The following is a 14,098-nucleotide window of genomic DNA, read 5'->3' as shown; positions in this document are numbered from 1 at the left end:
GGAAACGGCGCAACTGGGCCGGTGGTTGCAGGGAGGTCGGCTGCGCGGCTGCGAGTCGGATTTGTAGAATCGATTATCCATGACAGCCTCCTCGTCTCCCGCCCCTGAAAACACGACCCCGGTACAACCGTCGCAGCCCTTCGAAGCTGTCGATGCGATCGTCTGGCCAGACACGGCTCGGTCCGCGGCCTTCGACGGCTGGCTGGCGAGCCTGGTGACAACACAACGGTTGCGTCCGGACACCGTCCGCCTCGCATCCGCCGATGCAAGCTTTCGCCGGTATTTCAGGGTCGACACTGCCGACGGCACGACACGCATCGTGATGGATGCACCGCCCGAAAAAGAAGACAGCGCCCCCTTCGTGAAGGTCGCTGCCCTGATGCGCGAGGCCGGCGTGACAGCGCCCGCGGTGCTCGACTGGGATCAAAGGTACGGCTTTCTGCTGCTCGACGATCTGGGCCACCGCACGATGCTAGACGTCGTCGACCCGGCGAACGCCAACGCCAGCCGGCCGCTATACGACGAGGCGATCGATGCGCTGATCCGCTGGCAGCTCGCATCGCGCCCGGACGTACTGCCGCCCTACGACCGCGCCTTGCTCGAACGCGAGCTTGCCCTTTTTCCACAGTGGTACATCACGCAGCACCGCGGCATGGCGATCACCGGCAAGTTGCAGGAGCGGCTGGAACGCAGCTTCAAGCTCATCGTCGAGAGCAACCTGGCCTCGCCCAACGTCTATGTGCACCGCGACTTCATGCCGCGCAACCTGATGGTTCGCGACGGTGCAGCAGGCGGCTTGCTCAATGCTGCCAATGACATCAAGGGCGGTACGCGCCTTGGTGTCCTGGACTTTCAGGACGCGGTCTACGGCCCGATCACCTATGACATCGCCAGCTTGTTGCGCGATGCTTTCCTGAGCTGGGATGAAGCGTTCGTGCTCGATGTCACCGTGCGCTATTGGACCGCCGCCCGCAAGGCCAAGTTGCCGGTCGATGCCGACTTCGGCGCCTTCTATCGTGCGGTCGAGTGGATGGGTTTGCAACGCCACCTGAAGGTCGCTGGCATCTTCGCGCGCCTCACCTTGCGCGACGGCAAGCCGAAGTACCTGGCCGACACGCCCCGCTTCATCGCCTACATTCGCGCCACTGCGGCCCGGTACATGGAACTGACGCCACTGCTGCGCGTGATCGACGAAGTCGAAGGCAACACGGCTTTGTCCGGCTTCGCGTACGGCCGCGTCTGAGATGCCACGGTTTCATTGTTCGGTACCGTTGAGTGCCCGTGTATCACTGGACCTGCCAGCAGGCGCTGCGCGCCATGTGCAGGTGCTGCGCATGCAGCCTGGCGATGCGCTGACGCTGTTCGACGGCGTCGGCGGCGAGTACGACGCGACGGTCGAGCGCATGGGCCGCAGCGATGTTGCAGTCATGGTCGGCGACCATCGTTCGATCGAGCGCGAAGCAGCGCGTGCCGTGCATCTTGTCGTCGGCATGCCAGCGAACGAGCGCATGGACTGGCTGGTCGAAAAAGCAACCGAATTGGGCGTCGCGAGCATCCAGCCGCTGATGACGGCGCACGGCGTGCTGCGCCTGGCCGGGGAACGTGCCGACAAGAAGCGCGCGCATTGGGAAGCCATCGCCATCGCCTCGTGCGAGCAATGTGGACGCAACCGCGTGCCGGTGATCCATCCGGTCCGGTCGTTCGCTGCGTGGCTCGGTTCGATGCCTTCAGAAGTGGCGCCGGCGGATGCACCGGCACGCTTCGTCCTCAGCCTGGCGGACGGGACGCGTCCCTTGAACGCCGTGCTTCCGACGATCGGTGGCCGCGACGCACTGGTCTTGAGCGGGCCCGAAGGCGGCCTGAGCGGCAGCGAAGAGCAAGAGGCAATTGGACACGACTTCATGCCGGCCACGCTCGGTGCCCGCGTACTGCGCGCTGAAACCGCTGCGCTGGCGGCATTGATGTTGTTGTCCGACGCATCCGAAGCCCGCTAGGCCCCTGAACCCTGTTCCGCCCGTTCCTCCGATGCTTGCCCTCAAACTTCGTCGCCTCGCTTCTGTCACTTCCGCAATCGCGCTCCTTTGCTCGAGCGCGCTTCACGCCCAAGGCTTCAATGCCGTGGCGCCAACGCCGCTGCAGGTGTCACCCGCCGTCGACAAGGCGTTCGAACAACTGATGGCCTCACAGGTCATCAAGCAGTTGCTCGAAGCGGTGCAAGCCGACCACACCCGCTCGATCGAAGACCTGAAGATGCTGACCGAGATTGAAGCGCCGCCCTTCAAGGAGCAGAAGCGCGCCGAGGCTTATCTCGCACGCATGAAAGCACTCGGCCTCGCCGATGCACGCATCGACAGCGAAGGCAACGTCGTCGGCCTGCGCAAAGGCACCGGTAACGGTCCCAAGCTGTTGATCTCGGCGCACCTCGACACGGTGTTTCCGGCTGGCACCGACGTCAAGGTGAAAGAGCGCGACGGCAAGCTCTACGCGCCCGGTATTTCAGACGACGTACGCGGCCTGTCGGTGCTGCTGTCGTGGCTCAAGGTACTCAACGACAACAAGGTGCAGACCGTCGGCGACCTGCTCTTCGTCGGCAATGTCGGCGAAGAAGAGCTCGGCAACCTGCGCGGCATGAAGCACATTTTTGCCGAGCATCGCGACATCGACGGCATGGTCGGCCTCGAGCCGGCACCCGATGGTGCTGTGCTCGTGCTGGGCACCGGCAGCCATCGCTATGAAGTGACCTTCAAAGGTCCGGGTGGGCACAGCTACGGCGCCTTCGGGCAGGTGCCGAGTGCCATCCACGGCATGGGCCGCGCCATCGCCAAGATCGCCGACATCCAGACGCCGAGCGTGCCGCGGACGACCTTCACTGTTGGCACCGTGGGCGGCGGCACCTCGGTCAACACCATTGCGCCCGACGCGCGCATGGCGATCGACATCCGCTCCGATGCGATGGCGCCGCTGCTCGAAACCGAGAAGAAAATCCTGACCGCTATCGACGAAGCCGTCGTTGCGGAGAACAAGCGCTGGAACGTCGACACGCTGACCGTATCGACCAAGCTCATCGGCGATCGCCCGGGTGGCCGCACACCGGGCGATTCGGTCATCGTCGAAGCAGCAGTGCGATCGAACACCGCCTTCGGCCTCAAGACGCTGATGTCCGGTGCCAGCACCGACGCCAATGTGCCGATGTCTCTCGGCATTCCCGCCATCGTCATCGGCGGCGGCGGAAAGACCGGCAACTTTCATGCGCTGTCGGAATGGATCGACGTCACCGATGCGTGGAAGGGTGCGCAGAACTCGCTCTTCACCGTGCTCGGGCTGGTCGGCGTGCAAGGCGTGAGCGAACCACTGCTGGCAAAGCGCCCGCCTCGGACGGCTGTCGTCGGTCAGGCAACGGCGCCGAAGTAATTGCAGCAAGACGGCGCGCCCGGTAGGGAAAAGACAGTTTCCTTTATTCCGCGCGTCAACCGACAATGCCAGCAGTTCTGTCACACGCACGAGGGGAAACTTATGGGATTGTTCGATTCGATAGTCGGTCAGGTGTTGGGCGGGTTGCCGCAGTCGCAGTCGGCACCGCAGGGCGGCATGCCTGCCGGTGGCATGCCCATGGGTGGCGGCCTGGGCGGGATCGGTGACCTCGGCGGTTTGGCCGGTGCACTCGGCGGCCTGCTCGCCAACAACGGGTCGCAAGGCGGACTCGGCGGCTTGGTCTCCAAGTTCGAGCAAGCCGGCCTCGGCGATGTGGTCGGCTCGTGGATCGGCAAAGGCGACAACGTGCCGATCTCTGGTGGTCAGCTCAATGACGTGCTCGGCAATGACACCGTGGCGAGCATCGCCAGCAAGCTGGGCATCAACGCAGCGACGCTGTTGCCTCTGCTGGCGACCATGCTGCCGCAGTTGATCGACCATCTGACGCCGCACGGACAAGTCCCCGCTCAGGGATTGGGCCAGCACGACGATTTGCTGTCATCGTTGAGCGGATTGCTTCAAAAGGGCTAGCAACGAAGCCCGCAGGTTTCATCGCAAGTTGAGCGCTCGGGAGGGCGCTCTTTTTTTGTCTATTGCGATCAGGCGGTCGCAGCGGCACCTGCCGAATGCGCGGCATGCGCCACAGGCAATGCGGCGATGACTTCCGCCACGGCTGCCGTCAGCTTCTTCGCATACGGCACATGCAGGAACTCGTTGGGCCCGTGCGCGTTGCTCTTGGGGCCGAGCACGCCGCACACCATCATCTGCGCGGTCGGGAAGCCCGCACTCAGCATGTTCATGAGCGGGATGGTGCCGCCCTGCCCGATGTAGCCGCACGGCGCGCCGAAGTGCGCCTGGCTGGCCGCGTTGAGCGCCTGCTCGAACCACGGCGTGATGGCAGGTGCATTCCAGCCAGTGGCACCGCCGCCGTGCTCGAAGGTCACCCTGGCCTGGTACGGCGCGTTGTCTTCGAGCAGCGCCTTCATTTCCGCCACCGCCGCACCCGCATCGACCAGTGGCGGCAGGCGCAGCGACAGCTTGAATGCGGTGTAGGGGCGCAGCACGTTGCCCGCATCTTTGAGGGCCGGAAAGCCTTCGGCCCCGGTCACGCTCAAGGTCGGCTTCCAGGTGCGATTGAGCAACGCCTCGAGCGGGTCGGTGGTGGTCGGCAGGGCGAAGGCGGTAGAGCCACCGCAGTCGTAATGCGCCCATGGAAAGCGCTTGTAGACCTCTTCGCCGAGGATCGCGGCTGTCGCCTTGGCTTGCGCCAGCCGGTCGGCCGGCACTTCGCAATGAAAGCTGGCCGGCAACATGCGACCGGTGGCGCTGTCTTCGAGCCGGTCGAGTACCTGCCGCATGATCCGAAAGCTCGACGGCACCAGGCCTGATGCATCGCCGGAGTGAATGCCTTCGGTCAGCACTTCTACCTTGAGCGTGCCGCTGGCCATGCCGCGCAGCGACGTGGTCAGCCAGAGCTGATCGTAGTTGCCGGCGCCGGAATCCAGGCAGATCACCAGCCCGACTTCGCCGAGCCGATCTTTCAACGCGGTGACGTAAGGCAGCAGGTCGTACGAACCGCTTTCTTCGCAGGTTTCGATCAGGCCGACGATGCGTGGGTGCGCCGCGCCTTGCGCCTTCAGGGCCTGCAGCGCGGCGACGCTGGCGTACACCGCGTAGCCATCGTCCGCACCACCGCGGCCATACAACAGACCGTCCAGATACTTGGGCGTCCAGGGGCCGAGGTCGTTGCGCCAGCCGGTGAACTCGGGTTGCTTGTCGAGGTGGCCGTACATGAGCACGGTGTCGGTCATCGTGGTGCCGGTTGCGGGTACCTCGAAGAACAGCACGGGCGTGCGGCCTTCGAGCCGGACGATCTCGAGCTTGAGGCCTTCGACCTTCTGCGCTTCGACCCAGTTCGCTGCGTTGCGCAGCACCGTGTCGAGATAGCCATGCGCTGACCAGTCTTTGTCGAAACCGGGCGACTTGGCCGGGATCTCGATGTAGTCGGTCAGTTGCTTGACGATGTCGGTGTCCCATTTGACAGTGACATCGGACAGGGCGCGGCCAGCGTCGAGCAGGCCGGCGGGGATTTCGCGGTGCAGGGGTGCGTTCATGTGGGGGTCTCCGCTGAAGGTGAGCAGGGGCAAAACATTATTCTGCGCCGCTTGGAGAGGTTGACGAAAGCGAAAGGCCGAACGCACCATGCAGCCCCATGGCAACTTCGAAACCAACCATCCCGCACATACGAGTCGGCATCGGCGGCTGGACCTTCGAACCGTGGCGCGACAACTTCTATCCCAAGGGCCTGTCGCATGCCAAAGAGCTCGGCTACGCCAGCCGGCACACGACCGCCATCGAGGTCAACGGCACCTACTACAGCACCATGAAGCCCGAAAGCTTCAGGAAGTGGCACGACGAGGCGCCGGACGACTTCGTCTTTTCGCTCAAGGCCACGCGCTACGCAACCAACCGCAAGCTGCTTTCGACCGCTGGCGAATCGATCGAGCGATTCATCGGCAGCGGCCTCACCGAATTGGGTAAGAAGCTTGGACCCATCGTCTGGCAGTTCATGCCAACCAAGCAATTCGACCCGGAAGACTTCGAGGCCTTTCTCGCCCTTCTGCCGAAGAAGGAAGGCAGCCATGCGTTGCGCCACGTGATGGACGTACGGCATCCGAGCTTTATCGTGCCCGAGTACCAAAAGCTCGCGAAAAGGTACAAGGTGACGACGGTCTTCACCGACTCCGACAAGTTCCCTTCGTTCGAACAACCCGAGGGCGAGTTCACCTATGCACGGCTCATGATGAGCGATGCGAAACTGAAGACCGGCTACGCGCCAAAAGCACTCGATGCATGGGCCGAGCGAGCGCAGAAATGGGCAGCGCCGTCGGCCAAAAAGAGGAGTGACGTGTTCGTCTATTTCATCAACGGCGCCAAAGAAAAAGCACCGGCCGCGGCAGGTGCTTTGTTGGAGCGTCTGGGATGGAAGCCCGCCGCCTGAGAACGCTCGTGAAAGCTTTCCGGATCAGGCTGATTGCAGCGGCTTGTTGGTCTCGACGCTCTTGGCACCCGAGGCACCGAAGCTGATTTCGCCAGACAGCTGGCCGCCTTCTTCGATCACGATCTTGCTGTAGCGAACCTTGCCGGTGACCTTGCCAGTGGCGTGGATCACGAGCTTCTCACGCACCGTGAGGTTGCCGTCGAACAGGCCATGGATCTCGGCAATGTCGATCTCGGCCGAGCCCTTGAAGGCGCCCTGCTCGGCGATCTGCATCACCCGCGAGTCCATCGTGGCCTCGACCAGACCTTCGACGATCAGCGTATCGCAATCGGTGATCTCGACGCCCTTGAGCTTGATGTTGGGGCCGACGGTGAGCTTGCTGCCGCCTTCCTTCATCGGCGAGCCGCCGGCTGCGGCACTGGCGGCTTGCGCGTTGACGAGAGACGAAGGATGCACGGGGCTGCCCGACAGATTGGTCGGCGTGCCGACCAATGGAGCAGGACGGGAAGTGAGCGAATCGGTGTCGCCGGTGCGTTTGCCGAAGAAGGGGGACTGTGTGGCCAAGGGTAGCTCCTCTAGAAAGATCCCCTATCGTAAGAACGCAGTCGGGCGGTTCGGCGCTTCTTGGACAAATTTTGAGTAACTGAATAAAACGACTGGGCCTGCGTTGCATACTTTTGGCTGCGTGGGATTGCCATCGAACGCCTCGGCCGCCTCGGCCGCCTGGCCCGCATGCTGCGGCCGGTGGGTAGTGCCCTGAGCTCAATCCTCGACACGATCGATCCACCCAATCCACCCGATACGACCTTGCGATGCGTCGCCGAGCCGCTGCAAGACTGCCAACGCCGCCTTGCGAACCGGCATGGGCTGCACGCATCCCACGAAGCGGCTCTTCTTGACGAACAGCCCGCTGTGGACCGGCGATGCGAGAGTGAACGCCGTTATCAGTTCGACGAGGGAGAAACCTTCATGCGTATGCCTTCATCGATGCGGTTCACCGAACGACTTTCATCGAAGTTTTCCAGCCAAGCCCTTCGTGCGCCGTGGTGCGCGGCCGGTATTCGCAACCCAGCCAGCCGTCCCAGCCACCATTGGCCGACAACTCGTCGATGAGCGCGAACAGATAGGCGTAGTTGAGCTCGCCCTGATCAGGCTCGTTGCGCTCGGGCACGCTGGCGATCTGCAAATGCCCGACGCGCCCGGTCGGCAGGTACTTGCGCAACTTCATCGCGACGTCGCCCTCGACGATCTGGCAGTGGTACAGGTCCATCTGCACTTGCAGATTGAGCGCGCCGACCGCATCGATGATCTCGTGCGCATGGTCTTGTCGGTTCAAGAAGAAACGCGGTGTGTCGCGCGTGTTGATGGGCTCGATCAACAACCCAGTGCCCTGTTTCGCCGCCTCGACCGCGGCCCAATGCAGGTTGGCGATGTAGGTCGGCTGCAAGGTGTCGCGCTCTATGCCTTCGGGTACCAGGCCGGCCATCACGTGGATGCGTGGGCACGACAGCGCCTTCGCATAGCCCAAGGCCTTGTGGATGCCAGCGCGAAAATCAGCCTCGCGCCCGGGCAAGCAGGCGATGCCGCGTTCGCCGCCATCCCAGTCGCCCGGCGGCGCGTTGAAGAGCACTTGCTGCAGGTCGTTGTCGCGCAATCGAGCTGCCAGATCGGCCTCTGGCCACTCGTACGGGAAGAGGTACTCGACCGCTTTGAAGCCATCTTTCGCCGCTGCTTCGAAGCGATCGAGAAACGGAAGCTCGTTGTAGAGAAAACTCAGATTGGCCGCGAATTTCGGCATGGCAAAACTCCTGTCTCGTTGTTGTTCAGTGGCTGGTCTTCGTGCCGGCGTCGCCTCAGGCGCGCTCGAACTTGAACACCGCCGTGCTGGCGCGCGCATTGGGCATCCAGCGTACCTTACGGTCCTCCTGCACGCCAAAAGAGTCGAGCACGCGCAGCTGGTTCTTCCCGGCAAGCACCTCGAAATCCTTGAAGGTGCCAACGCGGATATTGGGCGTGTCGTACCACTGATACGGCAGGCGTCGCGTCACAGGCATGCGGCCACGCGCAACGCTCAAGCGATTCGGCCAATGCGCGAAATTTGGGAAGGCGACGATGCCGATACGCCCGACGCGCGCGGTCTCGCGCAGCATCACTTCGGCATTGCGCAGATGTTGCAGCGTGTCGATCTGAAGCACCACATCGAAGGAGGCGTCGTCGAACATCGCCAGGCCTTCATCGAGGTTGAGCTGGATGACATCGACACCGCGGCGAATGCACTTGAGCACGTTGCCGTCGGCGATCTCGACGCCATAGCCGCTGCAACCACGCTCGCGTTGCAACAGGTCGAGCAGGGCACCGTCGCCGCAGCCCAAGTCGAGCACGCGCGCGCCGTGAGGCACCAGACGGGCGATCAGTTGTTGGGTGTCGCTATCGCTCATGGGTTGCTCAGAAGTTCGCTCATGCCGGCGACCCCAGCTCGGTTGCGACGCGCTCGAAGTAGGAGCGCACGACGCCGACGTAGCGCACATCGTCGAGCAAGAAGGCATCGTGGCCGTGCGGCGCATCGATCTCGGCGTAGCTCACGTTGCGACGGTTGTCGAGCAAGGCCTTCAGCATCTCGCGGCTCCGGGCCGGCGAAAAGCGCCAGTCGGTCTTGAAGCTGACCAACAAGAACTTGGCCGTGGCCTGGGCCAAGGCAAGGCTCAAGTTGCCGCCGTGGTCACGTGCCGGATCGAAGTAGTCCAGCGCGCGGGTGATGAGCAAATAGGTATTGGCGTCGAAGTACTCGCTGAACTTGTCGCCCTGATAGCGCAAATAACTTTCGATCTGGAATTCGACCTCTTGCGTCGAATAGCGATAAGTCGTCGGGTTGGCCTCGCCTTTGACGGCGCCGAGCGCCGCTGGGCCGCCCGGAGGCGCGAGCGCCCTCTCGGGGGGCAGCGACCCACGCGCGGCGGGTAGCGTGGGGGCCCGCGGCTGCAGCATTCGCCCGAACTTCTCGTTCATCACGTCGTCGCTGAGGTAGGTGATATGGCCGATCATTCGCGCGATCCGCAAACCGCGCTTCGGGATGACGCCGTGCTCATAGAAGTGGCCGCCATTGAAGTCCGGGTCGGTCACGATGGCGCGGCGAGCGACCTCGTTGAAGGCGATGTTCTCGGCCGTGAGGTTGGGCGCGCTGGCGATGACGACGGCATGACCAACGCGCTCCGGATATTGCAAGGTCCACGACAAGGCCTGCATGCCGCCCAGGCTGCCGCCCATGACGGCAGCGAGCCGCTGAATGCCAAGTCGGTCGAGCAACGCAGCTTGCGCATCGACCCAGTCTTCGACCGTCACCACCGGGAAGTCGGCGCCGTAGATGCGGCCGGTCGCCGGGTCGGTGTGCATGGGACCGGTCGAGCCGAAGCACGAGCCCAGGTTGTTGACGCCGATGACGAAGAAGCGATCGGTGTCGAGTGGCTTGCCCGGGCCGATCATGTTGTCCCACCAGCCTTCCGACTTCTCCTGACCTTCGTACACGCCCGCGACGTGGTGCGAGGCATTGAGCGCATGGCACACCAGCACCGCGTTGCTCTTGTCGGCATTGAGCTTGCCGTAGCTTTCCCAGGCAAGCGAGTAATCGCTGATCGACGCGCCGCTTCGCAGAGCAAGCGGCCCCGTGAAGAACATCGACTGAGAAATAACGATCATGTGAGAACTCGGCGTCGCCAAAAACGAGCCGGGTCCGGCATCCGTCTTTAGCAGTATTTGTTAAGCGCCCGCAAGCTGGAAGCAAATCGGCGCGTCGGCGAAGTATAGCAACGCCGTCGCTATCAGGGCGGTCGCACCATGCAACACGCTAAACGCCTATGTTGTAAGCGGGCGCTGACTTCACCAATCTTGCAGCGCAAGACACAAACACAAATTCTTCGTTGCATTTATGAGATTTCACTCATAATAAAAATGCTTCCCGCCAACTTCCGGGGCGGCGAATTCGGTGATCGGCCAGCTACGCGCGACACAACGGTTCGTTGGGTCACGCCTTCAGGGTTCCATCGCTTTTGTGTTTGTGTTGATATCAGGAGTCCATCGATGGGCAACAAACTGTACGTCGGCAATCTGCCGTATTCCGTCCGCGACGGTGATCTGGAACAGGCTTTCGGTCAGTTCGGCGCGGTGACCAGCGCCAAGGTGATGATGGAACGGGATACCGGCCGTTCCAAGGGCTTCGGTTTCGTCGAAATGGGCAGTGACGCGGAAGCGCAAGCAGCCATCAACGGCATGAACGGCCAACCGCTCGGCGGCCGCAGCGTCGTCGTCAATGAAGCCCGGCCGATGGAAGCCCGTCCTCCGCGCAGCGGTGGCGGCTACGCCGGTGGTAGTGGATATGGCGGCGGTGGTGGAAGTGGTGGCGGAGGAGGCTACGGCGGTGGCGGTGGCGGTGGCCGAAGCGGCGGCGGTGGTGGCGATGGTGGCGATGGTGGTTTCCGCAGCCCTTACGGTGCTGGCCCACGCGGTGGCGGTGGTGGCCGCAGCGGTGGTGGCGGTAGCAGCGGCGGTGGCAGTGGTGGTGGCTACGGAGGCGGTGGCAACGGCGGCTACTGAGCAGCAAGTTGCTCAGAACTAAAAGGCTCCTCGGGAGCCTTTTTGAATGGTTAGTGCTCCGTCTGCCGCTTTTTCCGCCCGCGTCCTTGCACGAGCCGGTCGTACAGCGCGTTGGGCACCAAGCGCATGAGCTTGGCGATCATGCCCATTTGCCAGGGAATGACCCGGTAGCTGGTACCGGACTCGATCGTCTTGAAGGCAGCGTCCGCGAACTCGCTGGCCTGCATCAAAAAGGGCATGCCGTAGCGGTTGCCTTGCGTCAGTGGCGTGTCGATATAGCCGGGGCACAGCGTGACGACCTTAACGCCGCTCGGTCGCAATTCGCCGCGCAGACTTTCGCAATACGCCACGACGCCGGACTTGCTGGCGCAGTAGGCGCCATGCCCCGGCAACCCACGAATTGACGCGACGCTGCCGATGCCAACCAAGCGCCCGCTGCCGCGCTTCGCCATGGCGGCGACGAACGGATGAAAGGTCGCTGCCAGACCGATGTTGTTCACTGCGAAAGTGCGGGCCAGCACGTCGATATCGCCCCGCTGCGCGGTGTCGATCCCGACACTGATGCCGGCATTGGCGATCACCACGTCGGGCAAGCCCTGACAGGCGATGCAATCCGCGCCGGCCGCCACGATGCTGTCGATTTGCGCTACGTCCGCGCCATAGATCTGAAAGCGGTCGGTAGCCAGTTGCCGGGTTTGCGCCCACGATTCGATCTCGGAGGTGCGGCGGGCCACCAGCGCGAGGTTGTAGCCGGCTTCGTAGAAACGCGCTGCCAGCGCCTGGCCGATGCCGCTCGATGCACCGGTGATGAAAACAAGGGGTGCCATGGCGGTTCCAGTGGTGGTCAAGAGACGGTCAGCGTTTTTTGGTGGCAGCCGGCGCCGGGTTCGCGCCTGGCATCAGCACACCGCGCACGCGGCCGCGCAGCACGGCAACGCCGGTCATGTTGTCGTAGTCGAGGTTGTCGGCAGTGAACTTGTCGGCGCCGCGCGTGAGGGTCACGGGCTGGTTCGACGTCACGCGTTCGGTGTCGAGAAACGCGTAAAGGAACTCGCCACGAAACTGCATTTCGGGCACCGGCTGACCACCGGCTGCGCTGCCCGGTTCACGGGTGACGATCGCGTCGCCGAAGAGCTGGACCTCGCTGCCGTCGGCGTTCGAGAGCCCGCGATTGGCAGTGGCACGCGTGGTAAAGCCGGTCGGAGAAATCGAGCGCAAGCGGACCTTGTCGACCTCGAGCGTGTCGGTGTCGGGGAAGTGCCGGCCTTCAGTGCCGAACAACTCGCTTCGCAAATCGCCGTTGGCAAGGTAGTTCTTGATGACGAAGCCGCGCATGAAGTAGTCGGGTTCGTGCACCGGCGCCACCTTGGCTGTGGGCGCGATCAAGCGCGGCGCGTTGCGCACCAGCCAGTAGGTGCCGAGTGCCAGCACCGCAGTCAGGATGATCGGCAGGTAGATCGTGACGCGATCGAAACCATCGCGCAGCAGCGCCCAAGTCGACTTCATGCGGCCGGTCCGCGCGCGGCGTCGAGCAAGCGGCGGTAGTGGCCGTTTGCAGTCAGCAGCAGATCGCAGAACTCACGCGCCGCGCCCTCTCCACCGCGTGCCTTGGTGACATAGAGCGCCACCTCGAGAACTTCGATGTGCGCGTTGGCTGGCGCGACAGGAAGGGCGACCCGACCTAGCACCGGCAGGTCGGGCCAGTCGTCGCCGATGGCCGCGGCCTGCGACCAAGTGAATCCGAGCGCCGCGAGCATTGCCTCGGCCGCGGGCAATTTGTCTTCGGTGCCGAAGCGTACGTGTTCGATACCGAGTGCCGCCAGCCGCACGCGCAACGGCTTGGAGTCGCGACCGGTGATCACCACCGGCGTGATGCCGGCCATTCGCAACAGCTTGAGGCCATAGCCGTCGAGCGTGTTGAAACGCTTGAGCGTTTCTCCTTCTTCGGTGAAGTAAACGCCGCCGTCGGTGAGCACACCGTCCACGTCGAAGAAGGCGATGCGGATGTCCTGTGCGGCGAGTAGGGTTTCGGCCTTGAACGGGAACGGCATCAGATGACTTTCGCCCGCATCAGGTCGTTGATGCTGAGCGCGCCAATCAGCAAGCCGTCGGCGTCCACGACCAGCACGCTGGTAATGCGGTGCTGTTCCATCAGTTCGGCCGCTTCGACGCCCAGCGCATCGGCGCGGATTGTGCGCGGTGTGTGGTGCATGACCTCGCTCGCCGTCAGCGCACGCAGGTCGGCGCCGGTTTCGATCAGGCGGCGCAGATCGCCATCGGTGAAGACGCCGATGGCGTGGCCCTCTGCATCCACCACGGCGGCAGCGCCCAGGCCCTTTGAACTCATCTCGCGCATCAGCACGCTCATGCTCGCGTCACGGGTGACGCGTGGCACGTTGTCGCCGCTGCGCATCAGGTCGGCCACATGCGTGAGCAGCTTGCGGCCGAGCGCGCCGCCCGGATGCGAGCGCGCAAAGTCTTCGGTACCGAACCCGCGGGCGTCGAGCAGGGCCACCGCCAGGGCATCGCCCAGCGCCATTTGCGCGGTGGTGCTCGCGGTCGGTGCGAGGTTGAGCGGGCAGGCTTCTTTCTCGACACCGCTGTCCAGCAGGATGTCGGCGTGCCGGCCGAGCATGCTGTCGGCGCGGCCGGTCATGGCGATCAGCGGCACGCCTTGGCGCTTGACGACCGGCAAGATGGCGGCGAGCTCATCGCTTTCGCCGCTGTTCGAAATGGCGATCACCAGGTCGACAGACTTGATCATGCCGAGATCGCCATGACTGGCTTCGGCCGGGTGCACGAACATCGCCGGCGTGCCGGTCGATGCCAGCGTGGCGGCGATCTTGCGGCCGACGTGGCCGCTCTTGCCCATACCCATCACGACCACGCGGCCGCGCACGTTCAGGATCAGGTCGATCGCCTCGACGAAGCTCGGGCCGATTCGGCTCTTCAGGCCGAGCACGGCGGCGGCCTCGATGTCGAACGTGGTCCGGGCACGCGCGAGCATCTTGTCGGGGTCGGTCGGGGCGACCAGGGGAG

General features: G+C 63.7%; 15 protein-coding genes. 6 read left to right on the top strand and 9 right to left on the bottom strand.

Annotated features, from left to right (window positions below; translation table 11 throughout):
* The first annotated feature begins 79 nt into the window (after positions 1–79).
* From QN397_RS06135 to QN397_RS06120, 4 genes are all read left to right on the top strand, one after another.
* Complete coding sequence (locus tag QN397_RS06135; RefSeq protein ID WP_323500392.1) at positions 80–1,243, top strand: aminoglycoside phosphotransferase family protein; 1,164 nt, start codon at positions 80–82, stop codon at positions 1,241–1,243.
* 1 nt (position 1,244) lies between these two features.
* Positions 1,245–1,994, top strand: coding sequence for a 16S rRNA (uracil(1498)-N(3))-methyltransferase (locus tag QN397_RS06130; RefSeq protein ID WP_323500391.1), 750 nt, complete (start codon positions 1,245–1,247; stop codon positions 1,992–1,994).
* 31 nt (positions 1,995–2,025) lie between these two features.
* Positions 2,026–3,411, top strand: a complete 1,386-nt coding sequence (locus tag QN397_RS06125) for a M20/M25/M40 family metallo-hydrolase (protein WP_323496741.1) — start codon at positions 2,026–2,028, stop codon at positions 3,409–3,411.
* A gap of 102 nt (positions 3,412–3,513) precedes the next feature.
* Positions 3,514–4,002, top strand: coding sequence for a YidB family protein (locus QN397_RS06120; RefSeq protein WP_416352313.1), 489 nt, complete (start codon positions 3,514–3,516; stop codon positions 4,000–4,002).
* Positions 4,003–4,070: 68 nt separating this feature from the next.
* On the opposite strand, the gene QN397_RS06115 is transcribed toward QN397_RS06120, so the two are convergent.
* Positions 4,071–5,585, bottom strand: a complete 1,515-nt coding sequence (locus QN397_RS06115; protein WP_323500390.1) for a M20 family metallopeptidase — start codon at positions 5,583–5,585, stop codon at positions 4,071–4,073.
* Between the two features lie 98 nt (positions 5,586–5,683).
* Between QN397_RS06115 and QN397_RS06110 the strand changes: the two genes are divergently transcribed.
* Entirely contained in the window at positions 5,684–6,472 is a 789-nt protein-coding gene (locus QN397_RS06110; protein WP_323500389.1) for a DUF72 domain-containing protein, read from the top strand.
* Positions 6,473–6,496: 24 nt separating this feature from the next.
* On the opposite strand, the gene QN397_RS06105 is transcribed toward QN397_RS06110, so the two are convergent.
* The 4 genes from QN397_RS06105 to metX form a co-directional block, all read right to left on the bottom strand.
* Entirely contained in the window at positions 6,497–7,036 is a 540-nt protein-coding gene (locus QN397_RS06105) for a polymer-forming cytoskeletal protein (protein ID WP_323500388.1), read from the bottom strand.
* Positions 7,037–7,466: 430 nt separating this feature from the next.
* Entirely contained in the window at positions 7,467–8,270 is an 804-nt protein-coding gene (otnI, locus tag QN397_RS06095; protein WP_323500387.1) for a 2-oxo-tetronate isomerase, read from the bottom strand.
* A 55-nt stretch (positions 8,271–8,325) separates the two neighbouring features.
* Positions 8,326–8,910 carry a methionine biosynthesis protein MetW gene (metW, locus tag QN397_RS06090; RefSeq protein ID WP_323500386.1) on the bottom strand — a complete coding sequence of 195 codons (585 nt, stop codon included), beginning with the start codon at positions 8,908–8,910 and terminating at the stop codon, positions 8,326–8,328.
* Between the two features lie 19 nt (positions 8,911–8,929).
* Complete coding sequence (gene metX / locus QN397_RS06085; RefSeq protein WP_323500385.1) at positions 8,930–10,165, bottom strand: homoserine O-acetyltransferase MetX; 1,236 nt, start codon at positions 10,163–10,165, stop codon at positions 8,930–8,932.
* 381 nt (positions 10,166–10,546) lie between these two features.
* Here metX and QN397_RS06080 point away from each other — a divergent pair, with 381 nt between their 5' ends.
* Positions 10,547–11,059: an RNA-binding protein gene (locus QN397_RS06080; protein ID WP_323500384.1), complete on the top strand. Its 513-nt coding sequence runs from the start codon at positions 10,547–10,549 to the stop codon at positions 11,057–11,059.
* Positions 11,060–11,109: 50 nt separating this feature from the next.
* Here the strand turns inward: QN397_RS06080 and QN397_RS06075 are convergent, their stop codons facing one another.
* The 4 genes from QN397_RS06075 to QN397_RS06060 are packed head-to-tail and all read right to left on the bottom strand — an operon-like array spanning position 11,110 to position 14,093.
* Complete coding sequence (locus QN397_RS06075) at positions 11,110–11,886, bottom strand: SDR family oxidoreductase (protein ID WP_323500383.1); 777 nt, start codon at positions 11,884–11,886, stop codon at positions 11,110–11,112.
* A gap of 28 nt (positions 11,887–11,914) precedes the next feature.
* A complete protein-coding gene (gene lptC / locus QN397_RS06070) occupies positions 11,915–12,565 on the bottom strand; it encodes an LPS export ABC transporter periplasmic protein LptC (RefSeq protein ID WP_323496749.1) in 651 nt (216 codons plus the stop codon).
* A complete protein-coding gene (locus tag QN397_RS06065) occupies positions 12,562–13,110 on the bottom strand; it encodes a KdsC family phosphatase (protein ID WP_323500382.1) in 549 nt (182 codons plus the stop codon). Before QN397_RS06065 ends, lptC begins: the two co-directional genes overlap by 4 nt.
* Positions 13,110–14,093, bottom strand: a complete 984-nt coding sequence (locus QN397_RS06060; RefSeq protein WP_323500514.1) for a KpsF/GutQ family sugar-phosphate isomerase — start codon at positions 14,091–14,093, stop codon at positions 13,110–13,112. The genes QN397_RS06065 and QN397_RS06060 overlap by 1 nt, the downstream gene beginning before the upstream one ends.
* Positions 14,094–14,098: the final 5 nt, after the last annotated feature.

The organism is Variovorax sp. RTB1 (assembly GCF_035018765.1).
GTDB lineage: Bacteria > Pseudomonadota > Gammaproteobacteria > Burkholderiales > Burkholderiaceae_C > Variovorax.
Note: the sequence above shows the minus strand (reverse complement) of the source record. Positions and strands in the feature narration are given on the sequence as shown.

What these genes read in the sequence shown, in the direction of transcription:
- QN397_RS06125 (WP_323496741.1), top strand. Translation starts at nt 2,026, where the DNA reads ATGCTTGCCCTCAAACTTCGTCGCCTCGCTTCTGTCACTTCCGCAATC.
- QN397_RS06110 (WP_323500389.1), top strand. Translation starts at nt 5,684, where the DNA reads ATGGCAACTTCGAAACCAACCATCCCGCACATACGAGTCGGCATCGGC.
- QN397_RS06135 (WP_323500392.1), top strand. Translation starts at nt 80, where the DNA reads ATGACAGCCTCCTCGTCTCCCGCCCCTGAAAACACGACCCCGGTACAA.
- QN397_RS06075 (WP_323500383.1), bottom strand. Translation starts at nt 11,886, where the DNA reads ATGGCACCCCTTGTTTTCATCACCGGTGCATCGAGCGGCATCGGCCAG.
- QN397_RS06120 (WP_416352313.1), top strand. Translation starts at nt 3,514, where the DNA reads ATGGGATTGTTCGATTCGATAGTCGGTCAGGTGTTGGGCGGGTTGCCG.
- QN397_RS06115 (WP_323500390.1), bottom strand. Translation starts at nt 5,585, where the DNA reads ATGAACGCACCCCTGCACCGCGAAATCCCCGCCGGCCTGCTCGACGCT.
- metW (WP_323500386.1), bottom strand. Translation starts at nt 8,910, where the DNA reads ATGAGCGATAGCGACACCCAACAACTGATCGCCCGTCTGGTGCCTCAC.
- metX (WP_323500385.1), bottom strand. Translation starts at nt 10,165, where the DNA reads ATGATCGTTATTTCTCAGTCGATGTTCTTCACGGGGCCGCTTGCTCTG.
- QN397_RS06065 (WP_323500382.1), bottom strand. Translation starts at nt 13,110, where the DNA reads ATGCCGTTCCCGTTCAAGGCCGAAACCCTACTCGCCGCACAGGACATC.
- QN397_RS06130 (WP_323500391.1), top strand. Translation starts at nt 1,245, where the DNA reads ATGCCACGGTTTCATTGTTCGGTACCGTTGAGTGCCCGTGTATCACTG.
- otnI (WP_323500387.1), bottom strand. Translation starts at nt 8,270, where the DNA reads ATGCCGAAATTCGCGGCCAATCTGAGTTTTCTCTACAACGAGCTTCCG.
- lptC (WP_323496749.1), bottom strand. Translation starts at nt 12,565, where the DNA reads ATGAAGTCGACTTGGGCGCTGCTGCGCGATGGTTTCGATCGCGTCACG.
- QN397_RS06080 (WP_323500384.1), top strand. Translation starts at nt 10,547, where the DNA reads ATGGGCAACAAACTGTACGTCGGCAATCTGCCGTATTCCGTCCGCGAC.